Raw genomic sequence first — 13,848 nt, 5'->3', positions numbered from 1 at the left:
GTGCCCCCGTGCGAGCCTGGAACGAGATTCCGAGACGGGAGGCATGATCGTGGGCAAGAAACAGACCCGGGTCAACAAGGGCGCCCGCACCGGCGGCCACGAGCACCGCGCCGCCGCCATCACGGCCAAGGAGACATCGCGCTCGGCCGCGTCGGAGGCGCCCCGCCCGGCCATCGACGTCCCAGCCCACCGCAAGGAACGGAAGTTCGGGCACAACTGAGACAACTCCCGGGGCGGCCGGACACCGGTGGGACGGCGCGTGGATGATGTACCTCCTCGTTCACGCTCGTCCCAGGGGAGAACATGCGTCACACCCGCACCACCGGTCTCAGCGCCGCCCTTGCCGCAGGTCTGCTCGCCGCGCTCACCGCCTGTTCCTCCACGCCGGAGGGGCAGGACCGGACGCACACGTCGGAGCCCCGGCCCGCGACCACCGCGCCCGCCACGCCCACCGCACCTGCGCGGGTGCAGGACGGGTTCATGCCGGACCTCCGCGGCGGCAGCGTCGCCGGTGCGTACGGGCAGCTGTCCGGCTCGATGCGGTTCGAGGACGCCTCCGGCCAGGGCCGCACCGTCCCCACCACCAGCGAGGACTGGAAGGTCTGCACCCAGGACCCGGCGCCCGGGGCCAGGGTCGAGGGGCTCACCATCGTGATCGGTGCGGTGAAGAACGACGAGAACTGCTGATCCGGCAGCAGGCTGAGCACACGACGGAGGGCCCGGCGCGACAACGCGCGCCGGGCCCTCGCCTGTTCGGCCGTTGGTCTGCTCGGCCATCCGACCGCCAGGCCGTTCGACCGCCAGGCCGTTCGACCGTCACGCCATCCGGCCATCCGGCCATCGACCGTCATGCCATCCGGCTATCCGGCTATCCGGCCATCGACCGTCATGCCATCCGGCCATCCGGCCATCCGGCCATCCGCCGGTCAGTCGCCGTCGCCGGCCGTGATCTCCTCGACCACGATCTCCTCGGCCCGCGGGGCGGGCACCGCCGCCACGGGTTCGGGCTGCTGCCGCTCGGCGTTCGGGTTCATGTTGGCGAGCAGCTGCCGGGCCAGCCCCAGGCCCGTACCGCCCATCGTGAGCGCCTTGGCGAACATCTCCGCCATCCCGTCCGCGCCGTTGAGCAGCACCATCTGGTCGACGTTGCCGAACGCCGAGGCGCCCGCGCCCACGATCTCCGGCCACTTCTCGGCGAGTTGCTGGGCGACCACGGCCTCCTGGTTCTCCGCGAGGGCCGCCGCCCGCGCCTTGATCGCCTCGGCCTCGGCCAGGCCCTTCGCCCGGGTCGCCTCGGCGACCGCGAGCCCCTTGGCGTGGGCCGCCGCGGCCTCCGCCTCACCGGTGAGCCGGGTCGCCGTCGCCGTGGCCGCGCTCGCCAGCTCGGTCTTCCGGGCCTCGGCCTCGGCCGCCAGGATCCGGGCGTCGCGCTCGGCCGCGGCCAGCGTCCGCTGCTCGTACGCGAGGGCGTCGGCCGGCTTGCGGACCTCCGCCTGGAGTTGCTGCTCCTTGCGGTCGGCCTCCAGCTGGGCGACCCGGGTTTCCTCGACCACGACCTCCTGGCGGGCCGCCGCGTTCGCCAGCGGACCTGCCTGCCGGGCCTTCGCGGCCGCCTGGTCGCGCTCGGCCTGGTAGCCCGCCTGGAGGATCTCGCTGTCGCGCGTCGCCTCCGACATGCGTGCCGCGGCCTGCTGTTCGGCCTCGGTCGCCCGGCGGTTGGCCTCCGCCTGCGCGATGCGGGCGTCCCGCTGCACCGCGGCCGCGTGCGGGGCGGCCAGGTTCTTGATGTAGCCCGTCGGGTCCTCGATCTCGTGGATCTGCAGCGAGTCCACGATCAGGCCGAGCTTCTCCATCTCCGTGCCACAGGCCGAACGGGCCTGCCCGGTCAGCTTCTCCCGGTCACGGATCATGTCCTCGACCGTCAACCCGCCCACGATGGCTCGGAGATGACCGGCGAAGACGATGTGCACCCGCTCGGACATCAGCTTCTGCTGGTCGAGGAAGCGGCGGGCGGCGTTGGCGATCGACACGAAGTCGTCGCCCACCTTGAAGATGACGACACCCCGCACCTTCAGCGGGATGCCCTGGTGCGTGACGCACTCCACCGACAGCTGGGTCTCGTTGAGGTCGAGCGACAGCTTCCGCACCGCCTGGACGCCGGGCAGCACGAGCGTGCCCCGTCCGGTGACGATGCGGAAGCCCATGCCCTCGCCCAGGCCCTCCGTCTTGTGGTTCGAACCCGAGATGATCAGCGCCTCGTTGGGTTCGGCGACGCGCCACATCATTTTGAACAGACCGATCAGAACGGCGAAGGCGCCGACGGCGGCGCCCACCAGCATCCAGAGGCTCATCGGACAGGTCCCCCTTCACCGGACCCGTGCGGTTCCGGTGAAGGGAGTGTGCGCCCGGTGCGTCCGCCGCTCAACGGTTGCGTCAACTGTCGTACGCGGCTGTGACATACACGGTGCGTGGAGGTAGATGTTCCATGACCATCACGACCGTCCCGGTCTCGATCCGGTCCTTCGCCGAGGCCGGATAGGCGAGGAAGTGCTCGGCGCCGCCCCGGATGCGGACGATCACCTCACCGACGAGGCCGGGCCCGACAGTGCCGGTCACCCGGCCTAGCATTCCCACCATCGAAGCGTCGTCCATGACCAAAAGGTACGACAGATCCGGCAGTTCAGGGCGGTTACGGAGGTCTCGTGACCGCCCCGGGATCAGCGCACCCTACGGATCGGGCGCACCGCCAGTGCCCCGAGCACCGACAGCACGGCGGCGACCAGGAACAGCGCGGTGTAGCCGCCGCTGAGCGACACGATCAGGGACGCGACGAACGGTGCCACGATCTGCGGACCGGCGTTGGCGATGTTCAGCACGCCCATGTCCCGGGCCGCGTCCTCGGCCTTCGGGAGCACCATCGTGACCAGGGCCGTGTCCACGGCCATGTAGCAGCCGAAACCAAGGCCGTTGACGACGGAGAAGGCCAGCATCGCGGTCCAGCTGGTCGAGACCGCCGGGATCAGCAGCGCCACGGCGGCCAGCGCGGCGGAGGCGCCCACGAAGAGCTTGCGCCGGTCGTAGCGGTCGGAGAGCCAGCCGCCCAGGACCGTGGAGACCACCATGGCCACCGAGTTGACCGGCATCAGCACGGCCACCGCCGCCTCCGGGCCGAGCCCGGCCGGCAGGTCGGTGTGGTCCTTCAGGATGTACAGCTGGAAGCCGGCGACCGCGAAGTAGCCGAGGACGAGCAACGCCCGGCCGATGAACGCCCAGCGGAAGTCGTGGTCCTTCAGCGCGCTGCCGAACGCGGCCAGCTGCGCCCTCACCGGCAGCTGCGCCTTCGGCGGCATGCGCTCCTCGCGGGCCAGCGAGGTGAACACGACGGCGGTGGCGGCGACGATCGCGCCGAAGACCAGGTAGCCGGTGCGGTAGTCCTCCGAGAAGGCCGCGCCGACCAGGGCGCCTATGGTCGATCCGATGGGGAGGCCGAGTCCCACGGCCGCCGAGGCCCTGCCCCGCGAGGCGAGCGGGACCCGGTCGGGCACCACGGAGGTGAGGGCGGCCTGGTAGACGTTCATCACCGCCTGGCCGAGGCACCAGGCGATCGTCACCAGCAGGACCGTGTGCACGCTGCCGAGCAGCAGCATCACGGGCAGCGCGAGCAGTCCGCCCGCCAGGATCCAGGGGTTGCGGCGCCCCGAGCGGTCGGAGAGCGCGCCGGCGACCGGGTTGAAGACCGTCGCGAAGATCGCGGAGATGCCGGAGACCAGACCGAAGTTGGCCACCTTGTCCGCCGGGTCGATGGCCTCGATCTGCAGGGCGAGAAGCAGTCCGGGGACGCCGACGTACAGCGCGTACATGGCGGTGTTGCCCGCCAGCAGCAGGGGCAGCAGCCCGCGGGTCGGCCGGGACGGCGGGCGGGAGCCGGGACCGGCGGTGTCCGGGGCGGTGCCGGGGGACGTGCCGGGGGAGGAAAGGGCCACGGTGCCCTCCTGGAGTGATCGCCCGATGCGGGGGCGAGGAGCGGAAGGATGACAGGGAAGGTGATGCGGAGATGACCACGTGATGAACGTGGTGACACGTGTCAGTGACGCGTGTAAATCTTGTGTAGCACTCGAATCCGGCCATCCGCCAGACCCTGCGCCGGATCGTTCTGGAAAGATGCCGGACCGATGAGCCAGTCACCGAAGCAGTCCGCCGGTAGTCCCGTCCCGACCAGCGCCGATGTGGCGCGGCTCGCGGGGGTCTCGCGCGCCACCGTGAGCTACGTCCTCAACAACACCTCGGCCGTCCGGATCAGCGAGCCCACCCGCCGCAGGGTCCGGGAGGCCGCGGAGGAGCTCGGCTACGTGCCGCACGCCGCGGCCCGCAGTCTGCGCGCCGGGCACAGCCGGATGGTGCTGCTGCCCACCGCGCACGTCCCGGTCGGCCCGCTCTACAGCCGTTTCTTCAACGAGCTCCAGTGGGCTCTGCGGAGCCTCGACTACACGGTGGTGCAGTACGGCAGCGTCGGCATGGACGCGGACGAGGCCGCCCGCGCCTGGGCCGAGCTGCGTCCGGTCGCCGTGGTCTCGCTCGGTCAGGTGGAGCTCACCCCGACCGGGGTGGAGCTGCTCAAGCGCTCCGGCGCCAAGGCGGTCATCTCGGTCGGCCCGCAGCAGGTCGAGGGCACCCATGCGCTCGTCATGGACCAGACCCGGGTCGGCCGGCTCGCCGGGGCCCACCTCGTCGAGCGCGGCCGCCGGAGGATCGGCGTCGTGATGCCCGAGGAGCCGGGCCTGGAGATGTTCTCCGTACCGCGTCTGGAGGGCGTCCGCGCCGCCGCGGAGGCGGCCGGCGCCACCGTCGTGCCGCTGCCGCTGCGGTACGAGGAGGAGCCGGCCGAGGCGCTCGCCGCGCGCTGGCGCGATCTCGCCCTCGACGGTGTGTTCGGTTACAACGACGAGTACGCGATGCTCCTCATGCGGGCGCTCCAGGACGCCGGGATCGCGGTGCCGGAGGACACGGCCGTGGTCGGCTCGGACGACCTGGTCATCGGACGCCTGCTGCGGCCCAGGCTCAGCACGGTGCGCATCGACATGGTCGGCGGGCGCGAGCTCGCCGAGCTGGTGGACCGGGTCGTCCGCGAGCCGGAGACGGCCCCGGAGCGGCACGAACGTCTCGACTCGCACGTGGTGCACCGCGAGTCCAGCTGAGGGCGCGGGCCGCGGCGGCGCCCTGCGGCGGCCGGGCGGCCCGTCGGCGGGGTCGCCGGGCGGGCCCGGGCGGCGGGGTGCGTGCGGTCGGCTTAGCGTCGGTCCATGAGCACACATCCGAAGCGTTTCGAGATCCTGCTGGTCCCGGCGCACGTGGAGGACCGGGGCGGCGCCTCCGTCGAGGACAGTGCCGTCCGCTCGGCGGTCGTCGAGGCGACCGGCCGTACCGGCGAGTCTGGGTACCCGATCTACGAGGGACACGGCCTGGTCGCCGACATCGATCCCGGGACGCGGACGGTGGAGGCCCTGCTGGTCGACGGCCGTGAGCTCGACTACGGTCTGACGGCGCTGATCAGGGGACCGGAGACCGGCCGGAAGGGGCGTTGACAGGAGCCGTGGACGGGCGGAGACTCGGGCCCGCGGAGATGAAGAATATTTCACCAGGCGAACGCGAGCGTCGCCGGTGGACGTCCCCGCGTCATCGCCCGTCCGCGAACGTCCTGTGGGAGAGAAACCGATGAGCATCCGCGACGTCTACATCGTCGACGCCGTCCGCACCCCGATCGGCAAGTTCGGCGGTGCCCTCTCCTCCGTACGGCCCGACGACCTCGCCGCCCATGTGGTGAAGGCGCTCGTCGACCGCTCGCCGGCGCTCGACCCGGCCCGGGTGGACGACGTGTACTTCGGCGACGCCAACGGCGCGGGCGAGGACAACCGCGACGTGGCCAGGATGGCCGTCCTGCTCGCCGGCCTGCCGACCTCGGTGCCCGGCGTGACCGTCAACCGGCTCTGCGGCTCCGGCATGGAGGCCGTCATCCAGGCCGCCCGCGCCGTCGCCCTCGGCGACGCCTCCGTGGCGATCGCCGGCGGCGTCGAGTCGATGTCCCGGGCACCCTGGGTGCTGCAGAAGCCGGAGCGCGCCTTCCCCGCCGGTCACCAGCAGCTGCACTCCACCACCCTCGGCTGGCGCATGACCAACCCGCGGATGCCCGCCGAGTGGACCGTCTCCCTCGGCGAGGGCGCCGAGCAGGTCGCCGACAAGCACGCGATCACCCGGGAGGCGCAGGACGCCTTCGCCCTCGCCAGCCACCGCAAGGCCGCCGAGGCCTGGGCCAAGGGCCTGTACGACGGCGAGGTCGTCCCGTACCCGGGCGTCGAGCTCGCGCGCGACGAGTGCATCCGCGACAGCACCTCGCCCGAGGCCCTGGCCAAGCTCAAGCCGTCCTTCCGCCCCGACGGCGGCACCGTCACCGCCGGCAACGCCTCCCCGCTCAACGACGGCGCCGCGGCCCTGCTCCTCGTCGACGAGGCCGGGCTGCGCGAGACCGGCCGCGAGCCGCTGGCCCGGATCCGCGCCTCCGCCGTCACCGGCATCGAGCCGCAGCTCTTCGGGCTCGGCCCGGTGGAGGCCGTGCGGCGGGCCCTGGACAAGGCCGGCCGCGGCTTCTCCGACCTGACGACCTTCGAGCTGAACGAGGCCTTCGCCGCCCAGGCGCTCGGCTGCCTCGCCGAATGGCCGGAACTCGACCCCACGGTGGTCAATCCGCGCGGCGGCGCCATCGCCATCGGTCACCCCCTCGGCGCCTCGGGCGCCCGGCTCGCCGGCGCGGTAGCCCACCAGCTCGCGGCGGCCGGCTCCGGCACGGGCCTGGCAGCGCTCTGCATCGGCGTGGGCCAGGGCATCGCGCTGGTCCTGGAGCGCTGACGCCCCCGGGTCCCGTCCGCCCGGATCGGTGGCCGGACGGGCTCCGGGCACGGCACGCACGAGGGGCGGCCCGGTGGGATCCGGGCCGCCCCTCGTCGCCGTCCGGCCGCCGCCGGTCAGCTCTGCTGCGCGGACTGCGCCTCGGCGATGGACTTGCGCACCTCGTCCATGTCCAGCTTGCGGGCCTGGCCGATCAGGTCCTCCAGGGCCGCCTCCGGCAGCGCGCCGGGCTGGGCGAACACCGCGACCTTGTCGCGGACGATCATCAGGGTCGGGATCGAGCGGATCTCGAACGCCGCCGCCAGCTCCTGCTGCGCCTCGGTGTCGACCTTGGCGAAGACCAGGTCCTCGTGCCGCTCGGAGGCGGCCTCGAAGACCGGAGCGAAATGACGGCAGGGACCGCACCAGGAAGCCCAGAAGTCGATCAGAACGAAATCGTTCTCGCTCACGATCTCGTCGAAGTTGTCCTTGGTGAGCTCGACAGTGCTCATGTGCCTACCTTCCGGTCTCCTGGCGGTTGCCTTACGGTCCCCTGGGGACTCGTCCCGCACAACCGTCTATCGAGCCGTGCTATTCCGCGCCGATCCGCGCCGTCGCCGCCAGACTGTTTCCCATGACACGAGCGGCGGAGCACGAGCGGGCGCACGAGGGCGGACGGACCCACGACCACGGCCACGAGCACGAGTACGACGTGGTGGTGCTGGGCGCGGGACCGGTCGGGGAGAACGTGGTGGACCGGGTCCGGGCGGCCGGGCTCAGCGCGGCGGTGGTGGAGGCCGAACTGGTCGGCGGGGAGTGCTCGTACTGGGCCTGCATGCCCAGCAAGTCACTGCTCCGGCCGGCGATCGTCCGCTCCGAGGCGCGCAGGGTGCCGGGTCTGCGCGCCCACGCCTACGGTCCGCTGGACGCCCACGAGGTCCTCGCCCACCGCGACTGGGTGGTCGGCGACTGGAAGGACGACGGCCAGGTGGAGTGGGTGCGGTCCACCGGTGCGCAGCTCTACCGCGGCCGGGGCCGGCTGGACGGACCCCGGCGGGTCACGGTGGAGGGCCCCGAGGGCGACCGCCACGTCCTGACCGCCCGGCACGCCGTCGCCGTGTGCACCGGCAGCCGCCCCGTGCTGCCCGACCTGCCGGGTCTCGCCGGCGCCCGGCCGTGGACCAGCCGCGAGGCGACGAGTTCCCGGCGGGTGCCCGAGCGGCTGGTCGTGGTCGGCGGCGGAGTGGTCGGGGCCGAGATGGCGACCGCGTGGCAGGCGCTCGGCTCCCGGGTCACGCTGCTGGTCCGGGGCGACGGCCTGCTGCCCCGCATGGAGCCGTTCGCGGGCGAGCACGTCGCCGACGCCCTCGCCGAGCGCGGCGCTGACGTCCGTACCCGGGCCGCCGTCTCCGCGGTCGTACGGGACGGGAGCACGGGCCCGGTCACCGTGGTCCTGGCGGACGGCGACGTCGTGGAGGGCGACGAGGTGCTGTTCGCGACCGGGCGCCGGGCGCGCACCGAGGACATCGGTCTGGAGACGGTCGGCCTGGAACCCGGGTCCTGGCTCCCGGTCGACGACAGCCTGCGGGTCGAGGGCCACGACTGGCTGTACGCGGTGGGCGACGTCAACCACCGGGCGCTGCTCACCCACCAGGGCAAGTACCAGGCGAGGATCGCGGGCGCAGCCATCGCGGCCCGGGCCGGCGGGGCGGGAGCGGAGGACGGCGCCGCGTGGAGCCCGCACCGCGCGACCGCCGACCACGCGGCCGTCCCCCAGGTCGTGTTCACCGATCCCGAGGTGGCCGCGGTGGGGCTCTCGCTGGCCGCCGCGGAGGCCGCGGGGCACCGGGTCACGGCCGTCGACCTCGACCTGACGTCGGTGGCGGGCGCCGGTCTGTACGCCCAGGGATACCGGGGACACGCGCGGATGGTCGTCGACGCGGACCGCGAGGTCGTGCTCGGTGTCACCTTCGTGGGGCCCGGGATCGGTGAACTGCTCCACTCGGCGACGGTCGCCGTCGCGGGCGAGGTGCCGATCGCCCGCCTCTGGCACGCCGTCCCGTCCTATCCGACCCTGAGCGAGGCCTGGCTGCGGCTCCTCGAGGCCTACCGGGACGGGGCGGGCGCCTCGTGACCGCCGGGGAGCACGCCAACGAGTACGACGCCTCCTGCGCGCGCTGCGGCGGCCCGGTCCCGGCGGGCGCCGGGCTGCTGCGGCACGGCGCCAGGGGCTGGGAGGTCTTCCACGCGGAACACGCCCCCGAACCCGGCCCGCCGCCGCGAGGCGACCATCCCGGCTGGCACCGGCGGCCGCTGCTGTCCCTGGACATCGCGGCCACCGGCCACCGTCCGGCCGTGGACCGGATCCGCGCGGCGGCGCTGCGCGGCAGCGACGGCACGGCGCGCGACTGGGTGCTCGACCTCGCGTCCGAGATCGAGGTCCCCGAGGCCGGCCGCGGCACCGCCGCACGGCCGCCCGCCGAGGCCCTGGAGGAGGTCGCGGGCCTCGTCGCCGCCCACCTCGCGACCGGGGAACCGCTCGTCGTCTGGTTCGCTCCGCACGTCCTGTCGACCCTGCACGCCGAACTCGTCCGCCACGGCCTGGCCCCGCTCACCGAGCGGCTCCCGTCCGGCGTCGCCCCGGTCTGCGACCCGCTCGTCCTCGACCGGCACGCCGACCGCTACCGCCTGGGAAGCCGCTCCCTCCGGGCCGTCGCCGAGTGGTACGGCGTCCCGCACACCCGCCCGGGCGACCCCGCCTCGGACGCCGGGACGGCCCTCCACCTTGCCCAGGCCCTGGCCGCCTCGTACCCGGGTCTGGCCCGCCTGTCCCGCCCGGCCCTCCACACCGAACAGATCCTCTGGTACGCCGACCAGACGTCCCGTCACCCCGACGCCCCGCCCTGGCCCGGCGCGACGCCGGACCCGCTGCCGTGGGAGCCGCCGCCCGCGCACGGGTAGGCCACGCGGCGTCAGGTGCGCGGCACCAGCAGTTCCGCCGCCCTGCGGGCGGATTCCAGGGCGGCGCGCGGGGCGGCGACCGGGTCGTCGGCGAGGACCACGCGGGTGCTCAGGCCGTCGAGCAGCGCCAGGAGTTCGGAGGCGCGGGCGGGGACGTCCGTCGGGGCGAAGTGGCCGCGTTCCACGCCCTTGGTGAGCAGGGACTCCAGGTCGTCCTGCCAGGCGCGGTCGAGTTCGCGCTGGGCGGCGCGGAGTTCCTCGTTGGCCGGAATGCGTGCCCACAGTTCGATCCAGAGCGTCCACCGCGGGTCGCGCGGGCCGCGCGGCAGGTAGAGGCCGAGGAAGAGGTCGAGGCGGCGCGGCGCGCTCAGCCGGCGGGCGAGCAGCTGTCGGCGTTCCTCCGCGAGCGCGGCCTCGCTCCAGCGCAGCGCGGCGAGCAGCAACAGGTCCTTGCTGCCGAAGTAATAGAGGATGTGGCCGCCGCTGGTGCCGAGGCGCTCGGCGAGCGCGGACATGGTGAGGGCGGCGAGGCCGTCCTCGGCGATGGCGGTCATGGCTTCCTCGAGCATCCGCTCCCGCGTGATGCTCCCGTCCCGCCGCCGTCCCGTCCGCGCTGTGCCTGCCACCGGTCCCGCCCTCATGCCGTACGCCGTCCGCCGTCCACGGCTCGACCCTAACCGCAATCTCCCGAGGTCTTGACGTGGCCGGAACCTTGCCCTCATCTTGAATGTCATTCAAGAACTTAGAACGCCATTCAAGAATGGCGTTCAAGGACGTTCTCCAGAAACACGTCACTCACTAAGGGGGTGCGGCGTGCTCGGACACGAGGCGGCGCCCACGACCGACGGCCCGGCGGGCCGCGACGAGGTCTTCCAGGTCGAGGGCCACGGCATCGACCCGATCCCCGACGCCGAACGGCACGGCGGAGCCAAGGACCTCTTCTGGCTCTGGTTCGGCTCGAACCTGACCTTCACCTACGTCATCAACGGCGCCCTCGCGGTCTCCTTCGGCCTCTCCTTCTGGCAGGCCACCGCCGTCGTCGTGCTCGGCGGACTCTCCTTCTTCGCCATCAGCGCCGCAGGACTCGGCGGCGTGCGCACCGGCACCGCCACCCTCGTCATCTCCCGCGCCGCCTTCGGCGTCCGCGGCAACTGGCCCGCGGGACTGCTCAACTGGGTGGTCAGCATCGGCTACACCATCGTCAACACCGTGGTCGGCACCCTCGCCCTCGAAGCCTTCCTCGCCGACCTCGGCTGGAGCGGCGGCCACCTCCCACGCGCCCTCGCGCTCGCCGTCACCCTCGCCCTGACCTTCGTCGTCGCGCTCTGGGGCCACGCCACCGTCCAGTGGGCCGAGCGCTGGATGGCCTACGTCCTCGCCGTCGGCTTCGCCGCCCTGCTCGCCTTCGTCCTGCCCGGCGCCGACACCTCCGCGCCCGCCGCCGCACCCGGCGCCTCCGGCTGGAGCCTGGCCCTGGTCGTCATGCTCGCCGGCCCCTTCTCGTACGTCCCCATGCCCGCCGACTACACCCGCTACCTGCCCCGCACCACCAGCCTCAAGGCGCTCACCTGGAGCGGCGGCCTCGGCGGACTCGTCTCCTCCGTGGCCCTCGGCATCGCGGGCGTCGCCGCCGCCACCCAGGCCGACCTGACCGACGCGGTCGCCGGCACCGAAGGACTGCTGCCGGGCTGGTTCCAGCCGCTCTTCCTCGCCCTGGTGCTCGGCGGTTCGGTCACCAACTCGATCATCACGCTCTACTCCTCCAGCCTGAACCTCCAGGTCCTCGGCATTCCGTGGAGCCGCGCCCGCGCCATCCTCGTCAGCGCGGCGGTCACCGCCGCCGGCTCGCTCGGCGCGCTCTTCCTCGTCGACTTCACCACCTCGCTGCTGTCCTTCCTCTCCCTCCTGATCATCGTGTTCGCCCCGTGGGGCGGCGTCTTCCTCGCCGACATGGTGCTGCGCCGCTGCCGCTACGACTCCGCCGCCCTGCACGCGGGCGAACACGGCGCCTACTGGTACCGGGCCGGCTGGCACCCGGCGGGGATCGCCGCGCTGCTCGCCGGAATGCTCTTCTCCGCCCTCACCTGCGACTCCGAACTGTGGACCGGCCCCCTCGTCGCCCCGCTGGGCGGAGCCGACCTCTCCCTCCTCGGTGCCGTGGTCGCCGCCGCCGTCCACGTCCTCCTGGCCCGCCGCACCGTGCGCCCCGCCGGCACCGCCTGACCTCGCCCGAGCCCTCGCCCCCGTCGGGACAGGGGCGCCCCCGTCGGTCGCCCCGTCCCCGACCCGTACCGCTTCCACCGCCGATCCGTACCGCACCAGGAGAACCACCCGCATGAACCGCCCCGCCCCCGCCGACCTCCTCCTCGTCCACGGACGCGTCCACACCGTCGACCCGCACCTCCCGGAAGCCGAGGCCTTCGCCGTCCGCGGCGGCCGGATCGTGTGGATCGGCGCCGACAGCGAGGCCGAGGCCTGGACCGGACCCCGCACCCGGGTCGTCGACGCGGGCGGCAGGCTCGTCCTGCCCGGCTTCGTCGACGCCCACAACCACGTCCGCCTCGGCTCCGACGACGCCTGCGTGCAGCTCGCCGGCGCCCGCGACCTCGACGGGATCCACGCCCGCGTCCGCGCCTGGCGCGCCGCCCACCCCGACGCGCCCTGGATCGAGGCCGAGGCCTTCGACTACTCCGCGATCCCCGGCGGCCGGATGCCGACCGCCGCCGACCTCGACCCCGCCACCGGCGACACCCCCGCCCTCGTCCTCTCGTACGACGTCCACACCGCCTGGCTCAACACCGCCGCCCTGCGCCTGCTGGACGTCCGCGCGGGGCACACCGACCTGCCCTTCGGCACCGCCGTCACCGATGCCGCCACCGGCCAACCCACCGGATTCGTGAAGGACTTCGCCGTCAAGGGGCTCTCCCGCGAGGGCCACCGCGCGCTGCGGGACCTCGGCGTCCCCTGGGCCTCGGCGGACCGGCAGTACGGGCGCCTCGCCAGGAGCCTGGACGACGCCGTCCGCTACGGCATCACCACCGTCGTCGAGCCGCAGAACTCCCTCGACGACCTCGCCCTCTTCCAGCGGGCCCGCGCCGAGGGCAGGCTCCGCTCCCGCATCGTCGCCGCGCTCTTCCACCCGCGCGGCACGACGGACGCCGAGCTCGACGAATTCGCCGCGGCGGCAAGGGAGTTCGCCGACGACCGGCTGCGCGTCGGACCGCTCAAGCTGTACATCGACGACGTCGTCGAACCACGCACCGCCGCCCTGCTCGAGCCGTACGCGGGCTGCCGCCACCACCGCGGCGACACCTTCTACCCGCCCGAGGAGTTCGCCGAGCTGCTCACCCGGCTCGACGCGCGCGGCTTCCAGTGCTTCGTGCACGCCACCGGCGACCGCGGCATCCGCACCGTCCTCGACGCCGTCGAACGGGCTCGCGCCGTCAACGGGCCGCGCGACGCCCGTCACCAGGTCGTCCACGTCGAGTGCCTCGACCCCGCCGACACCCCGCGCTTCGCCGAACTCGGCGTCACCGCCTGCATGCAGCCCCGGCACGCCGCCCCTGACATCGCAGGCCCCGGCCGGGACTGGGCCGAGAACATCGGCCCCGAGCGCTGGCACAAGGCCTGGCCGCTGCGCAGCCTGCACCGCGCCGGAGCCCTGCTCGCCCTGTCCAGCGACTGGAACGTGGCCGAGATGGACCCCATGATCGGCATCCACGCCGCCGTCACCCGCCGCCCGCCCGGCGGCGGGCCCGCCTGGACGCCGGAGGAGACGCTCGACGTCGCCACCGCCGTCGAGGGCTACACGATGGGCTCGGCGCGCGCCAACTTCCTGGAGCACGACCGGGGTTCGCTGACCGTTGGCAAGCTCGCCGACTTCGTGGTCCTCTCCCGCGACATCCTGCGGGTCGACGCCGACGCGATACCCGGCACGGTGGCCGAGACCGTCGTCGTGGGCGGCGAGGTGGTCCACACGGTGGCGTAGGGCGCCGGCCGGTCTGCTGG

Annotated in this window: 14 protein-coding genes; 9 read left to right on the top strand and 5 right to left on the bottom strand. The window is 73.5% G+C overall.

The window, feature by feature from the left end:
* Window positions 1-49: 49 nt before the first annotated feature.
* Together ACFY8W_RS03515 and ACFY8W_RS03510 are read left to right on the top strand one after the other, a co-directional pair.
* Window positions 50-220: a hypothetical protein gene (locus tag ACFY8W_RS03515; protein ID WP_391101808.1), complete on the top strand. Its 171-nt coding sequence runs from the start codon at window positions 50-52 to the stop codon at window positions 218-220.
* An 83-nt stretch (window positions 221-303) separates the two neighbouring features.
* Window positions 304-687, top strand: a complete 384-nt coding sequence (locus ACFY8W_RS03510; protein WP_391099659.1) for a hypothetical protein — start codon at window positions 304-306, stop codon at window positions 685-687.
* A 239-nt stretch (window positions 688-926) separates the two neighbouring features.
* Here the strand turns inward: ACFY8W_RS03510 and ACFY8W_RS03505 are convergent, their stop codons facing one another.
* The 3 genes from ACFY8W_RS03505 to ACFY8W_RS03495 all read right to left on the bottom strand — a co-directional run bounded on the left by ACFY8W_RS03505 (window position 927) and on the right by ACFY8W_RS03495 (window position 3,983).
* The gene (locus ACFY8W_RS03505) at window positions 927-2,351 is read right to left on the bottom strand and encodes an SPFH domain-containing protein (protein WP_391099657.1); all 1,425 of its coding nucleotides are present in this window, start codon (window positions 2,349-2,351) and stop codon (window positions 927-929) included.
* Between the two features lie 82 nt (window positions 2,352-2,433).
* The gene (locus tag ACFY8W_RS03500; RefSeq protein ID WP_391099654.1) at window positions 2,434-2,658 is read right to left on the bottom strand and encodes a hypothetical protein; all 225 of its coding nucleotides are present in this window, start codon (window positions 2,656-2,658) and stop codon (window positions 2,434-2,436) included.
* 59 nt (window positions 2,659-2,717) lie between these two features.
* Entirely contained in the window at window positions 2,718-3,983 is a 1,266-nt protein-coding gene (locus ACFY8W_RS03495; RefSeq protein WP_391099652.1) for an MFS transporter, read from the bottom strand.
* A 189-nt stretch (window positions 3,984-4,172) separates the two neighbouring features.
* Here ACFY8W_RS03495 and ACFY8W_RS03490 point away from each other — a divergent pair, with 189 nt between their 5' ends.
* The 3 genes from ACFY8W_RS03490 (at window position 4,173) to ACFY8W_RS03480 (ending at window position 6,900) form a co-directional block, all read left to right on the top strand.
* The gene (locus ACFY8W_RS03490) at window positions 4,173-5,195 is read left to right on the top strand and encodes a substrate-binding domain-containing protein (RefSeq protein ID WP_391099649.1); all 1,023 of its coding nucleotides are present in this window, start codon (window positions 4,173-4,175) and stop codon (window positions 5,193-5,195) included.
* A 105-nt stretch (window positions 5,196-5,300) separates the two neighbouring features.
* Window positions 5,301-5,582: a hypothetical protein gene (locus ACFY8W_RS03485; protein ID WP_391099648.1), complete on the top strand. Its 282-nt coding sequence runs from the start codon at window positions 5,301-5,303 to the stop codon at window positions 5,580-5,582.
* Between the two features lie 130 nt (window positions 5,583-5,712).
* Window positions 5,713-6,900 carry an acetyl-CoA C-acyltransferase gene (locus ACFY8W_RS03480; protein WP_391099645.1) on the top strand — a complete coding sequence of 396 codons (1,188 nt, stop codon included), beginning with the start codon at window positions 5,713-5,715 and terminating at the stop codon, window positions 6,898-6,900.
* A gap of 116 nt (window positions 6,901-7,016) precedes the next feature.
* Here the strand turns inward: ACFY8W_RS03480 and trxA are convergent, their stop codons facing one another.
* Window positions 7,017-7,391: a thioredoxin gene (gene trxA / locus ACFY8W_RS03475; RefSeq protein WP_391099642.1), complete on the bottom strand. Its 375-nt coding sequence runs from the start codon at window positions 7,389-7,391 to the stop codon at window positions 7,017-7,019.
* Window positions 7,392-7,513: 122 nt separating this feature from the next.
* Here trxA and ACFY8W_RS03470 point away from each other — a divergent pair, with 122 nt between their 5' ends.
* Both ACFY8W_RS03470 and ACFY8W_RS03465 read left to right on the top strand, forming a co-directional pair.
* On the top strand, window positions 7,514-9,013 hold the full coding sequence (locus tag ACFY8W_RS03470) for an FAD-dependent oxidoreductase (protein ID WP_391099640.1): 1,500 nt from the start codon (window positions 7,514-7,516) through the stop codon (window positions 9,011-9,013).
* Entirely contained in the window at window positions 9,010-9,840 is an 831-nt protein-coding gene (locus ACFY8W_RS03465; protein WP_391099638.1) for a 3'-5' exonuclease, read from the top strand. Before ACFY8W_RS03470 ends, ACFY8W_RS03465 begins: the two co-directional genes overlap by 4 nt.
* An 11-nt stretch (window positions 9,841-9,851) precedes the next feature.
* Here ACFY8W_RS03465 and ACFY8W_RS03460 read toward each other — a convergent pair whose 3' ends face one another.
* A complete protein-coding gene (locus ACFY8W_RS03460; RefSeq protein ID WP_391099636.1) occupies window positions 9,852-10,394 on the bottom strand; it encodes a TetR family transcriptional regulator C-terminal domain-containing protein in 543 nt (180 codons plus the stop codon).
* 259 nt (window positions 10,395-10,653) lie between these two features.
* Between ACFY8W_RS03460 and ACFY8W_RS03455 the strand changes: the two genes are divergently transcribed.
* Both ACFY8W_RS03455 and ACFY8W_RS03450 read left to right on the top strand, forming a co-directional pair.
* A complete protein-coding gene (locus ACFY8W_RS03455) occupies window positions 10,654-12,063 on the top strand; it encodes a cytosine permease (protein WP_391099634.1) in 1,410 nt (469 codons plus the stop codon).
* Window positions 12,064-12,175: 112 nt separating this feature from the next.
* Window positions 12,176-13,828: an amidohydrolase family protein gene (locus ACFY8W_RS03450; protein WP_391099632.1), complete on the top strand. Its 1,653-nt coding sequence runs from the start codon at window positions 12,176-12,178 to the stop codon at window positions 13,826-13,828.
* The last annotated feature ends 20 nt before the right edge of the window (window positions 13,829-13,848 follow it).

The organism is Streptomyces sp. NPDC012637, from assembly GCF_042954805.1.
Lineage (GTDB): Bacteria > Actinomycetota > Actinomycetes > Streptomycetales > Streptomycetaceae > Streptomyces.
The sequence above is the reverse complement of the archived record's forward strand: the minus strand, read 5'-3'. Positions and strand labels throughout refer to the sequence as shown.

Bases quoted from the DNA above. Each gene is read 5' to 3' on its own strand.
- ACFY8W_RS03510 (WP_391099659.1), top strand. From the start codon at position 304: ATGCGTCACACCCGCACCACCGGTCTCAGCGCCGCCCTTGCCGCAGGT.
- ACFY8W_RS03505 (WP_391099657.1), bottom strand. From the start codon at position 2,351: ATGAGCCTCTGGATGCTGGTGGGCGCCGCCGTCGGCGCCTTCGCCGTT.
- ACFY8W_RS03490 (WP_391099649.1), top strand. From the start codon at position 4,173: ATGAGCCAGTCACCGAAGCAGTCCGCCGGTAGTCCCGTCCCGACCAGC.
- ACFY8W_RS03485 (WP_391099648.1), top strand. From the start codon at position 5,301: ATGAGCACACATCCGAAGCGTTTCGAGATCCTGCTGGTCCCGGCGCAC.
- ACFY8W_RS03480 (WP_391099645.1), top strand. From the start codon at position 5,713: ATGAGCATCCGCGACGTCTACATCGTCGACGCCGTCCGCACCCCGATC.
- trxA (WP_391099642.1), bottom strand. From the start codon at position 7,391: ATGAGCACTGTCGAGCTCACCAAGGACAACTTCGACGAGATCGTGAGC.
- ACFY8W_RS03470 (WP_391099640.1), top strand. From the start codon at position 7,514: ATGACACGAGCGGCGGAGCACGAGCGGGCGCACGAGGGCGGACGGACC.
- ACFY8W_RS03460 (WP_391099636.1), bottom strand. From the start codon at position 10,394: ATGACCGCCATCGCCGAGGACGGCCTCGCCGCCCTCACCATGTCCGCG.
- ACFY8W_RS03450 (WP_391099632.1), top strand. From the start codon at position 12,176: ATGAACCGCCCCGCCCCCGCCGACCTCCTCCTCGTCCACGGACGCGTC.